Annotated in this window: 2 protein-coding genes; both read left to right on the forward strand. The window is 65.4% G+C overall.

Translation table 11 applies throughout. The features are described 5' to 3' along the window. The coding region (locus ACTNB2_RS08825; protein ID WP_147324175.1) for a PTS sugar transporter subunit IIC at positions 1-240 on the forward strand (240 nt) is incomplete at its 5' end. Then, positions 230-1,053 (forward strand): PTS system mannose/fructose/sorbose family transporter subunit IID (locus ACTNB2_RS08830; RefSeq protein ID WP_441044937.1); only part of this gene is annotated, 824 nt, incomplete at its 3' end. The genes ACTNB2_RS08825 and ACTNB2_RS08830, both read left to right, overlap by 11 nt.

The following is a 1,053-nucleotide window of genomic DNA, read 5'->3' on the forward strand; positions in this document are numbered from 1 at the left end:
GGCGTTGCCGCCAACATCCTGCCTGCCATGGGCTTCGCCATGCTCGGCCGCCTGGTGCTCACCAAGCAGCTCGTGCCCTTCTACTTCCTGGGCTTCCTGCTGTGCTCCTACGCCAACGTGCCCGTCCTGGGCGTCGCCCTGATCGCCATCATCATCGGCATCGACAAGTTCGACCTGCTCGGCCTGGGCGGAGCCCAGCCCCAGCTCTCCGCGGAAGGGGATGAGGACGATGACTTCTAGTCCCGAGAACAAGATCACGCGCTCCGACCTCATCAAGAGCGCCGTCAACACCGGCGCCCTGGGCATGGAGTTCTCCTGGACCTACTACAAGCAGATGAACATCGCCTTCTGCCTGATGGTCGCCAACATGCTCAAGAAGATCTACGCCGGCCGCCCCGACGACTACGCCGAGGCCCTGCACCGCCACTGCGCGTTCTTCAACATCACCGTCCAGTTCGCCCCGTTCGTCGGCGGCATCGCGATGGCCATGGAGGAGAAGGTCGCCCGCGGCGAGATCGAGCCCGAGAGCGTCAACGACGTCAAGGCCGCCCTCATGGGTCCGCTGTCCGGCATCGGCGACTCCATCTTCCTGTCGACGCTGCGCGTGGTCGCCGCCGCGGTGGGCATCAGCCTGTGCCAGGCCGGCAACCCCTTCGGCCCCATCGCCTTCCTGCTCATCTACAACGTCCCCGGCTTCGCGCTGCGCATCTGGGGCGCCGTCAAGGGCTACGAGCTGGGCGTGGGCTTCCTGGACGAGGCCCAGAGGACCGGCCTCATGCAGAAGATCATGACCTGCGTGGGAATCGTGGGCGTCATGGTCGTGGGCGCCATGTGCAAGGACATGTTCTGGGCCAGCATCCCGGTGGCCATCGGCTCGGGCGAGGACGCCCAGACCCTCCAGGACATCCTGGACGGCATCATGCCCGGCATGCTCGGCATGCTCGCCTTCTGGCTGTACTACTGGCTGCTGTCCAAGAAGATCAACCCCATGGTGCTGATCGTGGCCACCATGGCCGTGGGCATCGTCGGCGCGTTCTTCGGCGTGCTGGCGTA

The sequence above is a fragment of the Collinsella sp. HCP28S3_G2 genome, assembly GCF_052065125.1.
In the GTDB taxonomy this organism is placed as follows: domain Bacteria; phylum Actinomycetota; class Coriobacteriia; order Coriobacteriales; family Coriobacteriaceae; genus Collinsella.